Raw genomic sequence first — 15,147 nt, 5'->3', positions numbered from 1 at the left:
GACGTGCTGGCGGTCATTTGGGTTTATTAGTTAGGTTGTCTATACAACTCTATACGTTCATACGAATTGATGCCATCAGGATGTCACTATGTCCCTGCAAAAAAAGCTGTGCTGTCTCACTCCAGGGCGTGTAACGCTCGCCACGCTGCGTGAAATCTACCATGGAACCGTCACTCTGAGCCTTGATTCGCAGGCCGTTGAGGCAGTCGCAAAGTCCCAAAAAACCGTTGAGGATATCGTGAATCACGGCGATGTGGTTTACGGCATTAACACGGGTTTTGGCAAACTGGCGCAAACCACCATTGCAAAAGAGCACCTCGCTGAGTTGCAACGCAATCTGGTGCTTTCCCACAGCGTCGGCCTTGGGCAACCTCTGCCTGATGATGTTGTGCGCCTGGTGATGGCGAGCAAAATCATCAGTCTCGCCCGTGGTCATTCTGGCGTGCGGATGAAGGTTATCGACAGTTTGCTGACCTTGTTTAACGCGGGCGTGATGCCGGTGATCCCTGAAAAAGGGTCAGTGGGTGCCTCGGGTGATTTAGCACCGTTGGCGCATCTTTCCCTGATGCTACTGGGTGAAGGCAACGTTCGTATCAACGGCGAAGAACTGCCTGCGATTGCCGGGCTGAAAATTGCCGGTGTCGAGCCGTTAGTGCTCGGGCCAAAAGAAGGGCTGGCGTTACTCAACGGCACCCAGGTTTCTACAGCACTGGCGCTGCGCGGTTTGTTTGAAGGCGAGAAAGTCTTTGGTGCCGGACTGGTGGCGGGCGCGTTATCCCTCGAAGCCATCAAAGGTTCGGTGAAACCGTTCGATGCCCGTATTCATGAAGCGCGCGGGCAAACCGGGCAAATTGACGTCGCGGCCGCAGTCAGAGCGTTGCTGGACGGCAGTGAGATTGTCGATTCCCATCAGCATTGTGGGCGCGTGCAAGACCCGTATTCGATTCGCTGCGTGCCACAAGTGATGGGCGCATGTCTCGATAACCTGCGCCACGCGGCGCGTGTGCTGCAAATTGAAGCCAACGCCGCATCCGATAACCCGCTGGTGTTTAGCGAAACGGGTGAGGTGATTTCTGGCGGTAATTTCCACGCTGAACCCGTTGCGTTCGCCGCAGACATTATCGCGCTGGCGGTGGCAGAAATTGGTGCGATTTCCGAACGCCGCCTGGCGTTGTTGTTGGATACCGGGCTTTCTGGCCTGCCGCCATTCCTGGTGAAAGAGGGCGGGATTAACTCAGGCTTTATGATTGCTCAGGTCACTGCCGCCGCTCTGGCGTCTGAAAACAAATCGCTGGCGCATCCTGGCAGCGTTGACAGCCTGCCAACGTCGGCAAACCAGGAAGATCACGTTTCGATGGCGACCTACGCGGCTCGCCGCCTCGGTGATATGTGCTTCAACACCTCCGCAGTGGTGGGAATTGAAGCGATGGCGGCAGCTCAGGGGATTGAATTTTCACGCCCGCTGCGCAGTTCACCGCTCATGGAGCAGGTATTCAGCGGCGTGCGTGAGCGCGTGGCATTCCTCGATAAAGACCGTTTACTGGCACCCGATATTGAAAGCATGCGCCAGTGGGGTGCCAGCGGCGAACTGCCTGCGGTGATTACTCAACTCTTTCCTTCTACATCGGCGTGATGCCGGGAGCCACTCCAATGACTGAATCTGTAAAACAGGCGGTAGCCCGCACGGTACGCGCTCCACATGGCACCACGCTGCACTGCGAAAACTGGTTGATCGAAGCGGCTTACCGCATGATCCAGAATAACCTCGATCCGGATGTCGCTGAGCGCCCGGAGGATCTGGTGGTGTACGGCGGGATCGGCAAAGCGGCTCGCAACTGGGAATGCTTCGAGCAGATCCTTGCCTCGCTGCGCACGCTTAAAGCTGATGAAACGTTGCTGGTGCAATCCGGCAAACCGGTGGGTGTTTTCCGCACTCACACGGATGCGCCGCGAGTGTTAATTGCCAACTCAAACCTCGTGCCGCATTGGGCTAACTGGGATCATTTCCATGAGCTGGATAAAGCCGGGCTGATGATGTACGGCCAGATGACCGCCGGTTCGTGGATTTATATCGGTGCGCAGGGCATTGTGCAGGGGACGTTTGAAACCTTTGCCGAAGCAGGCCGCCAGCATTATGGCGGTGATTTACGCGGCAAATGGATTCTGACTGCGGGGCTGGGCGGAATGGGCGGTGCGCAGCCGCTGGCGGGTGTTCTGGCGGGCGCTTCGGTATTAGCTATCGAGTGCCAGGAGTCTCGCATTGATTTCCGCCTGCGTACCCGTTATCTGGATTATAAAGCGACGAATCTGGATGAAGCCCTGTCGATTATTGAGCAGGCCAATGCGGAGAAAAAAGCTATTTCTGTGGGCCTGCTGGGTAACGCGGCAGAAATTTTGCCTGAACTGGTCAAACGCGCCAAAGCGGGTGGGATCAAGCCTGATATCGTGACCGACCAAACGTCGGCGCACGATCCGGTCAACGGGTATTTGCCGTTAGGCTGGACAGTGGATCGCTGGCAGAGCGAAAGATCCACGCAACCTAAAGCAGTAGAAAAAGCGGCGCGTGAGTCAATGGCCGTACACGTTCGTGCGATGCTCGATTTCTGGGAAATGGGCGTGCCGACGGTGGATTATGGCAATAACATTCGCCAGGTGGCTTTCGATGAAGGCGTGGAAAATGCCTTTGATTTCCCGGGCTTCGTTCCGGCCTATATTCGCCCGCTGTTCTGCGAAGGCAAAGGGCCATTCCGCTGGGTGGCGCTGTCGGGCGATGCGGAAGATATTGCGAAAACAGACGCCAAACTGAAAGAGCTATTCCCGGATAACCAGAACTTGCATCGTTGGCTGGATATGGCGCAGGAACGCATTGCTTTCCAGGGATTACCGGCGCGTATTTGCTGGCTGGGTCTGGGAGAGCGTCATCTCGCAGGGCTGGCGTTTAACGAAATGGTACGCAATGGCGAGTTGAAAGCGCCAGTGGTTATCGGGCGTGACCATCTGGACTGCGGTTCAGTGGCTTCGCCCAATCGTGAAACGGAATCCATGAAAGATGGTTCTGATGCGGTTTCGGACTGGCCATTGCTCAACGCGTTGTTAAATACTGCGGGCGGTGCAACCTGGGTGAGTTTGCATCACGGCGGCGGCGTGGGGATGGGCTTCTCGCAACATGCCGGAGTGGTGATTGTGGCCGATGGTACCCCGGAAGCGGAGGTGCGTTTGGGGCGTGTGCTGTGGAATGACCCGGCAACCGGCGTGATGCGCCACGCCGATGCGGGTTATGAGAGCGCCATTGAATGCGCGCGGGAGCATGATTTAAAACTCCCGATGGTGAAATAACGCCTTAACTGTAACGCCGGGTCGCGAGCCAACACAGAAGCGATCCGGCCACCACCATAACCACACCCTGCCAAAACCCCCAACCCGGATGCAGACCCAACCACAAACTCGCCATTAACGCCGAAAGCACTGGCGTGAAATACGATGCCGTAGCCAGTAACGTCATATTCCCGCGTTGAATGCCGTGGTTCCAGGCCGAATAGGCTATTGCCGTGGAAGCTCCCATAAACAACAGTTGCAGCGTTGCAGGCAGCGTAAAGTGAATCGGCGCTTCGCTCACGAAGGCGAATTTCACCCACAGCACAGCAGCGGTGGCGCAAAAAAACAATGAAACGCCGTTCTTTCCGTCACTCCAGCGGCGCGTAATATTGCAGTACAGCGCCCAAATGAGTGCTGCGGCAAACGCCAGGCCGTAAGCCAGCGGGTTATCGAGAATGTTGTGCCACATTTGCAGCGGCGACCAGACTCCATCCCCTTTCATCACCTGCACAATACCCGCAAGCGAAAGTGCAAGCCCCGGCCATAACCACAAGCTGCTACGTTGCTGGTTGATAAATAGCGCCAGTAAGATGGTCAGGCTCGGCCACAGGTAATTAATCATCCCGAGTTCTAACGACTGCGTGCGGGTGTGTGCAAGGCCAATCGCTAAGGCGAGGAAAATTTCATAAGTGACAAATAATGCCCCGCCAATCCATAAATATCGCTGAGGGATTTCACGGACTTTGGGTAAACCGCGAGCCAGGCACAGGCAAAGGGCGCTGACGGTATAAATCAGCGCCGCGCCGCCGACGGGGCCAAAATGCTCGCTGATACTTCGCAGTAAACCAACCGAGGTACTCCAGAGGAGAATGGCCAGCAGGCCAAAGGCCGTGGCGCGTTTTGCAGCGCTATCCATGGGTTTCCAGATAAGTCTTGTCGGATAAGCGAAGCGCCATCCGACGCTATTTACAGAAAAAGTTATTTCCAGAAATCATCAAACACAGTGATCGGCGTGCGACGTTTGTGTTCGGTTTTCAGATACCAGCCTTCAATGATTTTGCTGGTGCCTTCATCAAGCGTTTTGCCTTCAAGGTAATCATCAATCTGGTCGTAAGTCACACCCAGTGCGGCTTCGTCAGGCAGAGAAGGGCGATCGTCTTCGAGGTCAGCCGTTGGCGCTTTCTGATATAAATGCTCCGGGCAGCCCAGGGTTTTAAGCAGCGCTTTGCCCTGACGTTTGTTCAGACGGAAGATTGGGTTGATATCGGTGCCACCATCGCCGTATTTGGTGAAGAAACCTGTTACCGCTTCTGCGCCATGGTCAGTCCCAACCACCACGCCTTTGGTCATTCCGGCAATGCTGTATTGCGCTTTCATACGCTCGCGGGCTTTTTCGTTGCCGCGAATAAAATCGCTCAGTTCGATACCGGCTTCGCGCAGCGCTTGTTCGCTCGCCAGCACGGCACCTTTGATGTTCACGGTTAACACGCGGTCGGGCTGGATAAAGGTGATGGCGTCCTGGCAGTCTTGCTCATCGGCCTGCACGCCAAACGGCAAGCGCACCGCGATGAACTGGTAGCTCTCGTCACCGGTTTCTTCGCGCAGTTCGCTGATGGCGGTCTGGCACAGTTTGCCGGTCAAGGTTGAATCCTGACCGCCGCTGATGCCCAGCACCAGAGATTTAATAAAGGGATACTTTTTCAGATAGGCTTTCAAAAAATCGACGCTGACACGAATTTCTTGTGCAGGATCGATCTGCGGTTTAACCCCTAGTGCCTGGATAATCTCTTGTTGCAGAGCCATTTAAACCCTCCGATTGAAATTCACCTGCGCGTGCAGGTAGATTGATTAAAACTAACCTTTTGTAGGTAAAACGACAAGACTCATGCGGGGGCATGGGAACCATTTGGCGCGATTTAGAGCGATTTGGCGCTAACATGGTGTTTTGTATAATAATCCTAAAATTTGTTCATTTGGTCTGCTTAGTTGATAAAACCTCTTTTATATTCCAGGCTTATCTAACACGCATGAGCAATACCCTGAAAAACGAGGATAAAATATGAACAAGACTTTTGCAGGAATTTTAGGTGCAGCAGCGGTGATGACTATGCTTGCGGGTTGTACGGCATATGACCGCACAAAAGATCAGGTTACGACGCCAGTCGTGAAAGATGTGAAAAAAGGCATGAGCCGTGAGCAAGTGCAGCAGGTGGCCGGCAAGCCTTCTTCTGAAGTGACCATGATTCACGCGCGTGGGACTTGCCAGACTTATATTCTTGGCCAGCGCGATGGCAAAACAGAAACTTATTTCGTCGCCCTTGATGACACCGGGCATGTGATGAATTCGGGTTATCAGACTTGTGCTGAGTACGATACCGATCCGCAGACTAAGAAATAATTCCCGTTATTTCTGAAAAAGCCGTCACTAATGTGGCGGCTTTTTTTATGGCTTATGCCGGGATATGAGCGATTTTGTTATGCCGCGACCAGACGCGGTGGGCGGCTAAAGATTTCAGGAAATCATCGGTAAATGATTTTGTGACAGCGTCACCTTCTACAACACCTTCTTCACCCTGCGCATCAATCGCCAGTTTAGATTTGAACTGGCGGGCATCTCCTGCGAGACCAATCACTTTCAAGTGTTTATAGGCTTCCAGTAAATAGTAAGCCGCATCACCATTATCGAGAATTGAACTCAGGTCGCCTCCCGGCACAATGACCGCATCGACTGTGACCGAAGGTGAACCCGCAAAGGTTGCGCCGATGGGCAATAGGGAACCGTCATCAGCAGCCACTTCACCCATACGGGCAAACAGCAATTTGGTGTGCACGCCTTCATTTTTTAATGCTTTCATGGTCGCCAGCACATCCGCTGCATTGGCTTTTTCACTGAGCAAAATCGCCACTACGCGGCCCTTTACGGAACCACTCGGCACCGCATACAGGCTAAGGCTCGGGTCTTTCTTCAATCCGTTGACGTCTTTCGGTGGTGCGACGTGCATTTGCTCGTGTGACAGTTCGATGCCCAGGTTTTCCGCAACCGGCTGAGCGAGGGAAATATCGATACGCGTGAGGTGATCGAGCACGCGTTCACGAATATAGGGTCTGGCGACCTTGGATAATTCAAAGCTAAACGCGCTGATAATATGCTGTTGTTCAACAGGCGTCTGGCTTTGCCAGAACAGGCGCGGATGTGAGTAATATTCGCCAAACGATGGACTGCGCTCACGGATTTTATGCCCTTCAACGCGCGTCTGGTAGCTTTCGAAACCTCCGCGTTTCGGGCCTGGAGGCGTTTCACGCGGCCAGTTATCGTTAATTGAATTCGGCTCGTAGTTTGCCGGATTACTGTCGATATCCATGCGGTGCATGCCGTCACGCTGGAAGTTGTGATACGGGCAGGTTGGGCGGTTAATCGGGATTTCGTGGAAGTTTGGCCCACCCAGACGGCTGATTTGCGTATCGGTGTAGGAGAACAAGCGCCCCTGCAACAGCGGGTCATTACTGAAATCGAGTCCAGGAACAATATGGCCCGGATGGAACGCCGCCTGTTCGTTTTCGGCAAAGAAATTATCCGGGTTGCGATTGAGCGTCATTTTGCCCACCAGGTGAACCGGAACCAGTTCTTCAGGGATCAGTTTAGTGGGGTCCAGCAGGTCAAAGTCATACTTAAATTCATCTTCTTCTGGAATTAATTGCAGTCCCAGTTCGTATTCCGGGAAATCGCCTGCCTCGATAGATTCCCAGAGGTCGCGACGGTGGAAGTCCGGGTCACGGCCCGTCAGTTTTTGCGACTCATCCCAGATAAGAGAGGCTTTTCCGGCGGTTGGTTTCCAGTGGAAGCGCACGAAAGTGGCTTTGCCCTCGGCGTTTATCATGCGGAAGGTATGGATCCCAAAACCTTCCATGGTGCGGTAACTGCGCGGTAAGCCACGGTCAGACATCGCCCAGATGACGTTGTGCAATGTTTCGGGTTGCAGCGAAACATAATCCCAGAAGGTGTCGTGGGCGCTGCCGCCTTGCGGGATAGCCCAGTGCGGCTCGGGTTTAACGGCATGGACAAAATCCGGGAATTTATGCGCGTCCTGAATGAAAAACACCGGCGTGTTGTTGCCGACTAAATCGAAAATCCCTTCTTCGGTGTAGAACTTGGTGGCAAACCCACGGATATCACGCACGGTATCGGCGGAGCCAGCGCCGCCCTGGACGGTAGAAAATCGAACGAATACCGGGGTGATTTTGTCAGGGTCGGATAAGAAATCGGCTTTGGTGACATCCGATAAATTTTTATACGGTTGGAAATAGCCGTGGGCGGCTGAACCGCGGGCGTGAACGATACGCTCGGGAATACGCTCATGGTCAAAATGGGTGATTTTTTCCCGCAGGATAAAATCTTCCAGAAGCGTAGGCCCACGCGTACCTGCGCGCAGTGAATTTTGGTCGTCGGCGATGCGCACGCCCTGGTTGGTGGTGAGCGGGAAGTTTTCACCGTCTTTGCGATGCACATCGAGCGATTTCAGCTTTTCATTGGAAGTGTCCGGGCTTTTGAAACTCCCCGCAGCGGTGGGCTGTGCGCCGGGTGGCGTGGGTTCTGCGGAAGGGCGATGTGAGCCGTCTTCGGGTGCCAGCGAATCCATTCCGGGTTTTGATTCATTGGCGTCATGTATCGGTGCATTGTGGCTAAGCGGATGTTTATCGTTCGTCGACATTGAACACTTCTCCTGATTTAGTCTTGTTATAAAGATGCTTTGTATGATCAAAACATCTTTAACTATAGGACAAGGTCATCTCAACGCGAGACGAGAAGGGCAGTTCTCCGCTATCATAGTGAAGTTGTTCATCAATTTAGTTTTGATTCCATTGCCTATGAAACCTTTGCGCCAACCGAATACTCGCCCCGTTATTACGTATCAACCGCGTGTTGAACCCGTGCCGCCAGCCCATGCCTGGCGTGTAGAAGGATTTAAGGATGTGTGGATGCTACGCAATCGCTATGTGGCATTTGTGCTGGTGGGGAATGCGTTCCGCCAGTCACCGCCCTTTACGTTACCGGAGGCGGCTCAACGTTGGGCGATGCAAGTCAGACATGAAAACGAGATTTCCTGAGGGATTATCGGATTTGGTGTTGCCGTAATGGCGGGTTTACCCGCCGTTACTGATTTGCTCAAACTCTTCACAGCCGGTATCAAAACCTTCCATACAGCTCAGGTTTAACCACTGCAACGCTCGTTGCTTATTGGCCGCAATAAACCCTTTCTCACCGTTTAAAAACAGCATGCCCGCCCAGTATTCGGCATAACCGGTGCGGGAGAGTGCCGAGCTGCGCTTGAACCAGAATGTGGCTTGCTCATCGTCCTGGGGAATGCCCACGCCATTGGCATAAAGCAAACCTAAGAACATCTGCGCATCCACCGCGGAGTCACTTTCAAGGTCCTGCGATGCGCTTTCCAGCAGCTTTATGGCAGCAGGGTAATCAGGTTTACCGGTTTGTGTGTTTACCAGAAGGCGTGCGAGCGTGACTTCGCCGGTTTTGCTGCCCCGTTGTACTGCCTGTTCAGCTAATGATTTAGCCTGTTGGTAATCCGCCGTTGCCGGGTTCTGAATTTTTAACTGCGCCAGAAGGGCGAGTGCATCAGCATCACCTTGCGCCGCAGATTTTGCAGCCCAGTCTTCAGCCTGCTGGTATTCGCCTGCGCTAAAAAGGGTATCGGCAAGATAGAACTGAGCGCGGCTGTCGCCTGCCTTAGCCTGCTTTAAATAGGGGCTGTCGGGCGTTTCGGCCCAGGCGGTTGATAAACAAAAGAACATCAGAATGCACAATCGTTTCATGAAAGAAATTCCGTAGGCGGTAATCGGGTTTGGCTCCCTATGCGGGCGCTCTAAGTTATAAATAAAAAAACGGCCCCCTGTTTTGGGAGCCGCTTTATTGTCGCAGATTCTGCGGTGATTTAGCTACTGGTTAGCGATGCGCCAGTTCTGCTTCTTCATCGCTATTCATGACTTCTTTATCGGTTTGTTTCATCAACTGGCTGGTGATAGTACCGGCAGTCATGGAGCCGCTGACGTTCAGGGCGGTACGGCCCATATCGATAAGCGGTTCAACAGAAATCAACAATGCGACCAAAGTGACCGGCAAGCCCATCGCTGGCAGTACAATCAGTGCGGCGAAGGTTGCACCGCCGCCCACACCGGCCACGCCTGCGGAGCTAACGGTCACAATACCGACTAACGTTGCAATCCATACCGGATCCAGCGGGTTGATACCCACGGTAGGCGCTACCATTACGGCCAACATTGCCGGGTACAGACCCGCACAACCGTTCTGACCGATGGTCGCACCAAAGGATGCAGCAAAGCTTGCGATAGATTCAGGAACACCCAGACGACGCGTTTGCGCTTCAACGTTTAATGGGATACTTGCAGCACTGGAGCGGCTGGTGAAGGCAAAGGTCAGCACTGGCCACACTTTACGGAAGTATTTCAGTGGGCTAACGCCATTAACCGCCAGCAGAATCGCATGCACACCGAACATGATCGCCAGGCCGAGGTAGGACGCGACCACGAAGCTGCCAAGTTTGATGATGTCTTGCAAGTTTGAACCGGCAACGACTTTGGTCATCAGGGCGAGCACGCCGTACGGAGTCAGTTGCATGACCAGACGAACCAGCTTCATCACCCAGCTTTGCAGCGTATCAATCGCCACCAGGACGCGTTCACCTTTCGGGGCATCATCTTTCAGCAATTTCAGTGCAGCAACACCCAGGAAGGCGGCGAAAATTACCACGCTAATAATGGAAGTTGGATTCGCACCGGTCAGGTCAGCAAACGGGTTTTTCGGTACGAAGGACAGAATCAGCTGTGGCACGTTCAGGTCGGCCACTTTGCCCACGTAAGTGGTTTCGATGGCGCTCAGACGCGCAGTTTCCGCAGTCCCTTGTACCAGGCCTTCAGCCGTCAAACCAAACAGGTTGGTGACTAAAACACCGACCAGCGCTGAAATCAGCGTGGTAAACAGCAAAGTGCCGATGGTCAGGAAACTGATTTTTCCCAAAGACGATGCGTTATGCAGACGTGCAACCGCGCTCAGAATTGAGGCGAACACTAATGGCATCACGATCATTTGCAGTAGTTGTACATAGCCGTTGCCGACGATGTTGAACCATTGGATAGATTGCTTCAGTACTGGGCTGTCTTCGCCATAAATGGTGTGCAGTGCAAGGCCAAAGACCACACCAATCACTAAACCAAGCAGTACTTTCTTCGCCAGACTCCACTGTTTGTGGCGAGTTTGCGCCAACAACAGCAGCAGAATAACGAACACGATAACGTTCGCTATAAGTGGAAAGTTCATCCCGTATCTCCTGAGTGTTTTACCAATAGATGGACTGTTTGCCATCTTTATTGGGTAAATCGTACCAGAAGCTCAGAACGAGTCTTATATTCAAAAGGAATTGATTATTACATTTTGAGTTATTTCGTCTAATTATTGTTCCAGGTGGTTATTTAAAAAACTATTAAAGGTCATTTGCAGCGAAATTATCATATGTGATGACCAGCGCACTGCGCTGTTATCGGGCACGCTTTGCGGCATCCACACAGCCAGACCGAATAACACCATGCATAAGGCGCGTTCAAGCTGATTGCCTTTTTGCGGCCTGATTATCGGGAAACGAAAGCGCCAGCGGCACGGCCAGAGCAGTGGAACGCCAGCCGGTGTCAGCATGTCCGCCAGAATATGGCTTAAATAGCCCAATACCATGCCTTGCAGCGCATCGGCGGGGATGAGCCAGGTTTCAGGCACCTTGAGATAGAACAACGCAAGGCTTGCAAACACCGCGAACAAACTGTGTGTAAAACCACGATGGCCGCAGGCGCGGGCAATCGGTTTGGAAATCCAGGGTAAGCGTTGGCCGAGGAATGACTTGGGATGGTCGATATCCGGTAGTAAACAGGTCAAAATTGCTGACGGCACGATATGCCACCAGTCGCCCTGAGCGAGCACTGGCGTGAGTTCAGCATTTTTAGCAAATACTGCACAGGCAATGGAAAAAAGAAGGTGGCCTTCCGCCGTCATGATGCTACCTGGATGAAAACTGTCGATTCATACAGTATAGGGTTTTTATACAGTAGACGGAAGAGGTGACGGCGTAACATTTTGCAACCGCCGATTGCCCGGCGGCGGCATGTTTAGCGGGCTAGCCAGCCTCCATCGACGGCAACGGTGTAACCATTGACGTAATCAGAAGCGCTGGATGCGAGAAACACAATCGGGCCTTGCAGGTCGGCAGGAAGCCCCCAGCGGCCTGCGGGAATACGGTCGAGAATTTCCTGGCTGCGTTGTTCATCCTCGCGGAGCTGTTGAGTATTGTTGGTCACCATGTATCCCGGAGCGATGGCATTCACATTAATGTTGTGTTGCGCCCATTCGTTTGCCAGCAGACGCGTGACACCCAGGACTGCGCTTTTCGATGCCGTATAAGAGGGGACGCGGATACCGCCCTGGAACGAAAGCATGGAAGCGATGTTAATAATTTTGCCGCCGCCTCCTTGCTTAATGAACTGCTTTGCTACCGCCTGTGAGAGAAAGAACACCGATTTAATATTCAGGTTCATCACGTCATCCCAATTCTTCTCGCTGAATTCAAGGGCATCCTCACGGCGAATAGTGCCGGCGTTGTTGACCAGGATATCGATTTTCCCCATACCGGCGACGGCTTGTTCTACGATACTGGCAATGGCGTCTTGCTGGCTTAAATCGGCCTGGATTGCCATAAAACGTCGGCCCAACGCCTGAACTTTTTGCGCTGTCTCTTGCGGGACTTTGCGGTTCACACTGACGATGTCGCAGCCAGCCTCGGCAAGGCCAATCGCCATTCCCTGGCCAAGCCCGGTATCACAACCCGTGACGATAGCGACTTTACCTTGCAGATTAAAAGCATCGAGAATCATAGTTACCCCGGTATCCGGAAATGCGCATTTGCGCGTGTAAATAAAGGATAGGTAGGGGATTGCAGAAACTCAAACTTAATTGAAATGATGTTTCAATAATTTTGACGCAGGTAGTGTTTTGAGAAGGATGCGGGGTAGCCCCGCACCTTAAAATGATTAACCCAGCAGATGTTCGGCGCGTAATTCTGTCAGCGAGGAGAGTTTGGCATTTGCCAGGCACCAGCGATCATCACTACGGTTTTCTTCGGCTGGAACCACAATCGACCGCATGCGGGCCGCTTTGGTGGCAATCATGCCGTTAACCGAATCTTCGAGCGTGACACACGTCAGCGGATCAACTCCCAGTTTTGCGGCAGCATCGAGATAAACTTGCGGATGTGGCTTGCTGTACGGTAGATGTTCAGCGGACGCAATGGCATCAAATTGGTCACGCAGGTCAAACATTTCGAGGACGCGCTCGAGCATATGCAGCGGCGATGCTGAAGCCAGACCGACTTTCAGACCCTGCGCTTTACATAACGCAATGGCTTCGCGAACGCCGGGTAAAATGGGGCGCTTTTCATCAACCAGGCTAATCGCACGCGTAATAACGCGTTGGGTGACTTCTTCGCGACCTGGGCCATTCCAGGGTTGTTGGGCAAACCATAAATCAACCACCAGGTCGATACGCAGACCGAGCGTATCGGGCAGTTCGCAACGGCGCGAAATATCCACACCCAAGCTCGCCATGACCTCCAGCTCCGCCTCGTCCCATAATGGTTCTGAATCAATCAGCAAACCGTCCATATCAAAAATTGCAGCTAAAATCTGGCGCGTTGCAGCCATTTATCGACTCCTGTCTTTGTGCATTACCAATAAGATCCCTTATGAATAGCTGGAATTACGCGTTGATGCCACCGCTTTGTGAAAATCGCCCGCAAAGCTCAGGCGAAATCACACCAAACGAGGTAAACTTTGTGCGTACAAGTTGCGTCTTAACCAAAGGGGAACGAATGACGTATCAACAAGCTGGACGCATTGCCGTACTCAAACGTGTGGCTGGCTGGGTAATTTTCATCCCGGCAGTGATTTCAACACTGATTTCAATTTTGAAGTTTATGTATGAACATAGCGAAAAACAGGCGGGCATTAATGCCGTGATGCTGGATTTCGCGCACGTCATGATTGAGATGATGCGTTTTAATACGCCATTTTTGAATTTCTTCTGGTACAACTCGCCCCAGCCGGAGTTCCATCAACAAGCCAATGTGCTGTTTTGGGTGATCTACGCGCTGATATTTGTGGGTCTTGCGTTACAGGCATCGGGCGCGCGCATGAGCCGCCAGGCGAAGTTTCTGCGCGAAGGTGTGCAGGATCAGTTGATTCTGGAACAGGCAAAAGGGCCGGACGGATTAACCAAAGAGCAAATCGACAGCAAAATTGTGGTGCCACGCCACACGATATTCCTGCAAATTTTCCCGCTCTATATTTTACCTGTCATTATCATCGTCATCGGTTACTTCTTCTTTTCTTTATTGGGCTTTATCTAGAAAAACGCCACTCCTGATGCGCGGGAGTGGCGAGTTTTTTACGCGGCCAGAACTCTATCAAGCGCTTTTTGTGCGACCACTAAATGCTGACCGCCGAACAAAATTGCACGGTTGAGCAGGGTGTAGAGTTGGTAAATCGGCTGGCGTAAGAGGAAATCGGAAGGAAGGGGACAAACTGACTGATAACCATCATAAATTTGTGGGGGTTGATTCGGGTGCAAAGGCAACATGGCTAAATCGCACTCTCTGTCACCCCAGTAGCATGCCGGATCGTAGATAAATGGCCCATCCGGGCCCATCGCGCAATTCCCCGACCACAAATCACCGTGTAATAAAGAAGGTTGCGGCTGGTGGGAGGCAAGAGCTTGATGAACAAACTCGACAATTAAGTCGATATCACCAAACTGGATACCTTTCTCTGCGGCGAGTTCAAGTTGCCAGCCGATACGTTGCTCGGCAAAGAATGTGGACCAGCGTCGTTGCCAGGCATTTGGCTGCGGCGTGGTAGAAAGATCGTTATCAAAATCTAGCCCAAACTGCGGTTGGTCACTCCATTCATGCAAACGTGCCAGCTGTTGCCCCAGCAAAAAGGCGTTATGCGCATCCAGCGGTTTAGCGGGCATGTATTCGAGCAGCAGGAAGCTGTAATCTCGATCGCTGCCGAGCGCCCAGACTTTGGGGACTCGCACTGTGTTACTGCGCGACAGTAACTCAAGCTGATCGGCTTCGGCGGTGAAAATGGGTAACATCTCGCGAGCGTCGCTTTTGACAAAGATCTCATGACCGGCATAGTGAATACGCCAGGCGGCATGAATCTCTCCGCCGGGTAATTCTGTACGATGTTCGATTTCAGCGGTGCCGAGTTGTTCACTTAACAGACGACTAATGGCTTGCCACATGATACTTCTCCCCAGGTTTTCTGGTAGATCATTAGCTTATCGCTGTTAACCGGGTCAAACTTCGAACTAACGCACATCCCCGGTCATGATATTTGAAACAAAGCTATTTACTCTCTTGCTGCCAGGCCTCCCAGGTTGTGACTGAAACTTCTGGCTCCACGCCTAATGCCAGTTTGCCAAGACCACGGGCAAGTTCTTCCACTTCTTTCGGGCTTAAAGGGCTAATTAAACCGAAGGTGTTGATACCTAATTCGTGTACTTTCCCTTCGTCATCAGACAGTGTGAGCAAAAAACCGCCGCGCGTCAGATGGTTATTTAACTCGTTAAGGTCGGTGAGATTATGTTCCTGAAATTTTAATGTGATGACATACCGCTCGATGTCTCCGTTACTCATGATTCACCTCGTTGTTATCCCGAAGGTTTTAGCATAGCCTTTCTGCGCAAAATGGCGACTT

At 52.5% G+C, this 15,147-nt stretch carries 15 protein-coding genes; 5 read left to right on the top strand and 10 right to left on the bottom strand.

Annotated features, from left to right (window positions below; all coding sequences use genetic code 11):
- Positions 1-88 precede the first annotated feature (88 nt).
- Together hutH and hutU are read left to right on the top strand one after the other, a co-directional pair.
- Positions 89-1,633 (top strand): histidine ammonia-lyase, encoded by a 1,545-nt coding sequence (gene hutH, locus DY231_RS14290; protein WP_034494769.1) that lies wholly within the window; start codon positions 89-91, stop codon positions 1,631-1,633.
- Between the two features lie 17 nt (positions 1,634-1,650).
- A complete protein-coding gene (gene hutU, locus DY231_RS14285) occupies positions 1,651-3,336 on the top strand; it encodes a urocanate hydratase (protein ID WP_115629298.1) in 1,686 nt (561 codons plus the stop codon).
- 4 nt (positions 3,337-3,340) lie between these two features.
- On the opposite strand, the gene yddG is transcribed toward hutU, so the two are convergent.
- A complete protein-coding gene (gene yddG / locus DY231_RS14280) occupies positions 3,341-4,231 on the bottom strand; it encodes an aromatic amino acid DMT transporter YddG (RefSeq protein WP_115629295.1) in 891 nt (296 codons plus the stop codon).
- Positions 4,232-4,293: 62 nt separating this feature from the next.
- Positions 4,294-5,118, bottom strand: a complete 825-nt coding sequence (gene nadE / locus DY231_RS14275) for an NAD(+) synthase (RefSeq protein ID WP_115629293.1) — start codon at positions 5,116-5,118, stop codon at positions 4,294-4,296.
- A 256-nt stretch (positions 5,119-5,374) separates the two neighbouring features.
- Here nadE and osmE point away from each other — a divergent pair, with 256 nt between their 5' ends.
- Positions 5,375-5,713 carry an osmotically-inducible lipoprotein OsmE gene (gene osmE, locus DY231_RS14270; protein WP_115629290.1) on the top strand — a complete coding sequence of 113 codons (339 nt, stop codon included), beginning with the start codon at positions 5,375-5,377 and terminating at the stop codon, positions 5,711-5,713.
- 52 nt (positions 5,714-5,765) lie between these two features.
- On the opposite strand, the gene katE is transcribed toward osmE, so the two are convergent.
- Positions 5,766-8,024 carry a catalase HPII gene (gene katE, locus DY231_RS14265; RefSeq protein ID WP_115629287.1) on the bottom strand — a complete coding sequence of 753 codons (2,259 nt, stop codon included), beginning with the start codon at positions 8,022-8,024 and terminating at the stop codon, positions 5,766-5,768.
- A gap of 157 nt (positions 8,025-8,181) precedes the next feature.
- Here katE and cedA point away from each other — a divergent pair, with 157 nt between their 5' ends.
- Positions 8,182-8,421 carry a cell division activator CedA gene (gene cedA, locus DY231_RS14260; protein WP_034494779.1) on the top strand — a complete coding sequence of 80 codons (240 nt, stop codon included), beginning with the start codon at positions 8,182-8,184 and terminating at the stop codon, positions 8,419-8,421.
- Between the two features lie 36 nt (positions 8,422-8,457).
- Here the strand turns inward: cedA and DY231_RS14255 are convergent, their stop codons facing one another.
- The 5 genes from DY231_RS14255 to hxpB form a co-directional block, all read right to left on the bottom strand.
- Positions 8,458-9,144 (bottom strand): tetratricopeptide repeat protein, encoded by a 687-nt coding sequence (locus tag DY231_RS14255; RefSeq protein WP_115629284.1) that lies wholly within the window; start codon positions 9,142-9,144, stop codon positions 8,458-8,460.
- A gap of 130 nt (positions 9,145-9,274) precedes the next feature.
- Positions 9,275-10,666, bottom strand: coding sequence for an L-cystine transporter (locus tag DY231_RS14250; protein WP_034494781.1), 1,392 nt, complete (start codon positions 10,664-10,666; stop codon positions 9,275-9,277).
- A gap of 132 nt (positions 10,667-10,798) precedes the next feature.
- Positions 10,799-11,389 carry a metal-dependent hydrolase gene (locus DY231_RS14245; protein ID WP_115629281.1) on the bottom strand — a complete coding sequence of 197 codons (591 nt, stop codon included), beginning with the start codon at positions 11,387-11,389 and terminating at the stop codon, positions 10,799-10,801.
- A gap of 113 nt (positions 11,390-11,502) precedes the next feature.
- Complete coding sequence (gene kduD, locus DY231_RS14240) at positions 11,503-12,264, bottom strand: 2-dehydro-3-deoxy-D-gluconate 5-dehydrogenase KduD (protein WP_115629278.1); 762 nt, start codon at positions 12,262-12,264, stop codon at positions 11,503-11,505.
- A 156-nt stretch (positions 12,265-12,420) separates the two neighbouring features.
- On the bottom strand, positions 12,421-13,089 hold the full coding sequence (gene hxpB / locus DY231_RS14235; protein WP_115629277.1) for a hexitol phosphatase HxpB: 669 nt from the start codon (positions 13,087-13,089) through the stop codon (positions 12,421-12,423).
- Positions 13,090-13,256: 167 nt separating this feature from the next.
- On the opposite strand from hxpB, the gene DY231_RS14230 reads away from it, so the two are divergent.
- On the top strand, positions 13,257-13,793 hold the full coding sequence (locus DY231_RS14230; RefSeq protein WP_034494787.1) for a YniB family protein: 537 nt from the start codon (positions 13,257-13,259) through the stop codon (positions 13,791-13,793).
- Between the two features lie 38 nt (positions 13,794-13,831).
- On the opposite strand, the gene DY231_RS14225 is transcribed toward DY231_RS14230, so the two are convergent.
- Positions 13,832-14,692 carry a fructosamine kinase family protein gene (locus DY231_RS14225; protein WP_115629275.1) on the bottom strand — a complete coding sequence of 287 codons (861 nt, stop codon included), beginning with the start codon at positions 14,690-14,692 and terminating at the stop codon, positions 13,832-13,834.
- 103 nt (positions 14,693-14,795) lie between these two features.
- A complete protein-coding gene (gene ghoS / locus DY231_RS14220) occupies positions 14,796-15,086 on the bottom strand; it encodes a type V toxin-antitoxin system endoribonuclease antitoxin GhoS (protein WP_115629272.1) in 291 nt (96 codons plus the stop codon).
- Positions 15,087-15,147 lie beyond the last annotated feature (61 nt).

Source organism: Buttiauxella agrestis, from assembly GCF_900446255.1.
Classification (GTDB): Bacteria; Pseudomonadota; Gammaproteobacteria; order Enterobacterales; family Enterobacteriaceae; genus Buttiauxella; species Buttiauxella agrestis.
This window is presented reverse-complemented; position numbering and strand designations above follow the sequence as displayed.

Excerpts from the sequence above, each read along its gene's own strand:
- hutH (WP_034494769.1), top strand. The coding sequence starts at position 89 with ATGTCCCTGCAAAAAAAGCTGTGCTGTCTCACTCCAGGGCGTGTAACG.
- hutU (WP_115629298.1), top strand. The coding sequence starts at position 1,651 with ATGACTGAATCTGTAAAACAGGCGGTAGCCCGCACGGTACGCGCTCCA.
- yddG (WP_115629295.1), bottom strand. The coding sequence starts at position 4,231 with ATGGATAGCGCTGCAAAACGCGCCACGGCCTTTGGCCTGCTGGCCATT.
- nadE (WP_115629293.1), bottom strand. The coding sequence starts at position 5,118 with ATGGCTCTGCAACAAGAGATTATCCAGGCACTAGGGGTTAAACCGCAG.
- osmE (WP_115629290.1), top strand. The coding sequence starts at position 5,375 with ATGAACAAGACTTTTGCAGGAATTTTAGGTGCAGCAGCGGTGATGACT.
- katE (WP_115629287.1), bottom strand. The coding sequence starts at position 8,024 with ATGTCGACGAACGATAAACATCCGCTTAGCCACAATGCACCGATACAT.
- cedA (WP_034494779.1), top strand. The coding sequence starts at position 8,182 with ATGAAACCTTTGCGCCAACCGAATACTCGCCCCGTTATTACGTATCAA.
- DY231_RS14255 (WP_115629284.1), bottom strand. The coding sequence starts at position 9,144 with ATGAAACGATTGTGCATTCTGATGTTCTTTTGTTTATCAACCGCCTGG.
- DY231_RS14250 (WP_034494781.1), bottom strand. The coding sequence starts at position 10,666 with ATGAACTTTCCACTTATAGCGAACGTTATCGTGTTCGTTATTCTGCTG.
- DY231_RS14245 (WP_115629281.1), bottom strand. The coding sequence starts at position 11,389 with ATGACGGCGGAAGGCCACCTTCTTTTTTCCATTGCCTGTGCAGTATTT.
- kduD (WP_115629278.1), bottom strand. The coding sequence starts at position 12,264 with ATGATTCTCGATGCTTTTAATCTGCAAGGTAAAGTCGCTATCGTCACG.
- hxpB (WP_115629277.1), bottom strand. The coding sequence starts at position 13,089 with ATGGCTGCAACGCGCCAGATTTTAGCTGCAATTTTTGATATGGACGGT.
- DY231_RS14230 (WP_034494787.1), top strand. The coding sequence starts at position 13,257 with ATGACGTATCAACAAGCTGGACGCATTGCCGTACTCAAACGTGTGGCT.
- DY231_RS14225 (WP_115629275.1), bottom strand. The coding sequence starts at position 14,692 with ATGTGGCAAGCCATTAGTCGTCTGTTAAGTGAACAACTCGGCACCGCT.
- ghoS (WP_115629272.1), bottom strand. The coding sequence starts at position 15,086 with ATGAGTAACGGAGACATCGAGCGGTATGTCATCACATTAAAATTTCAG.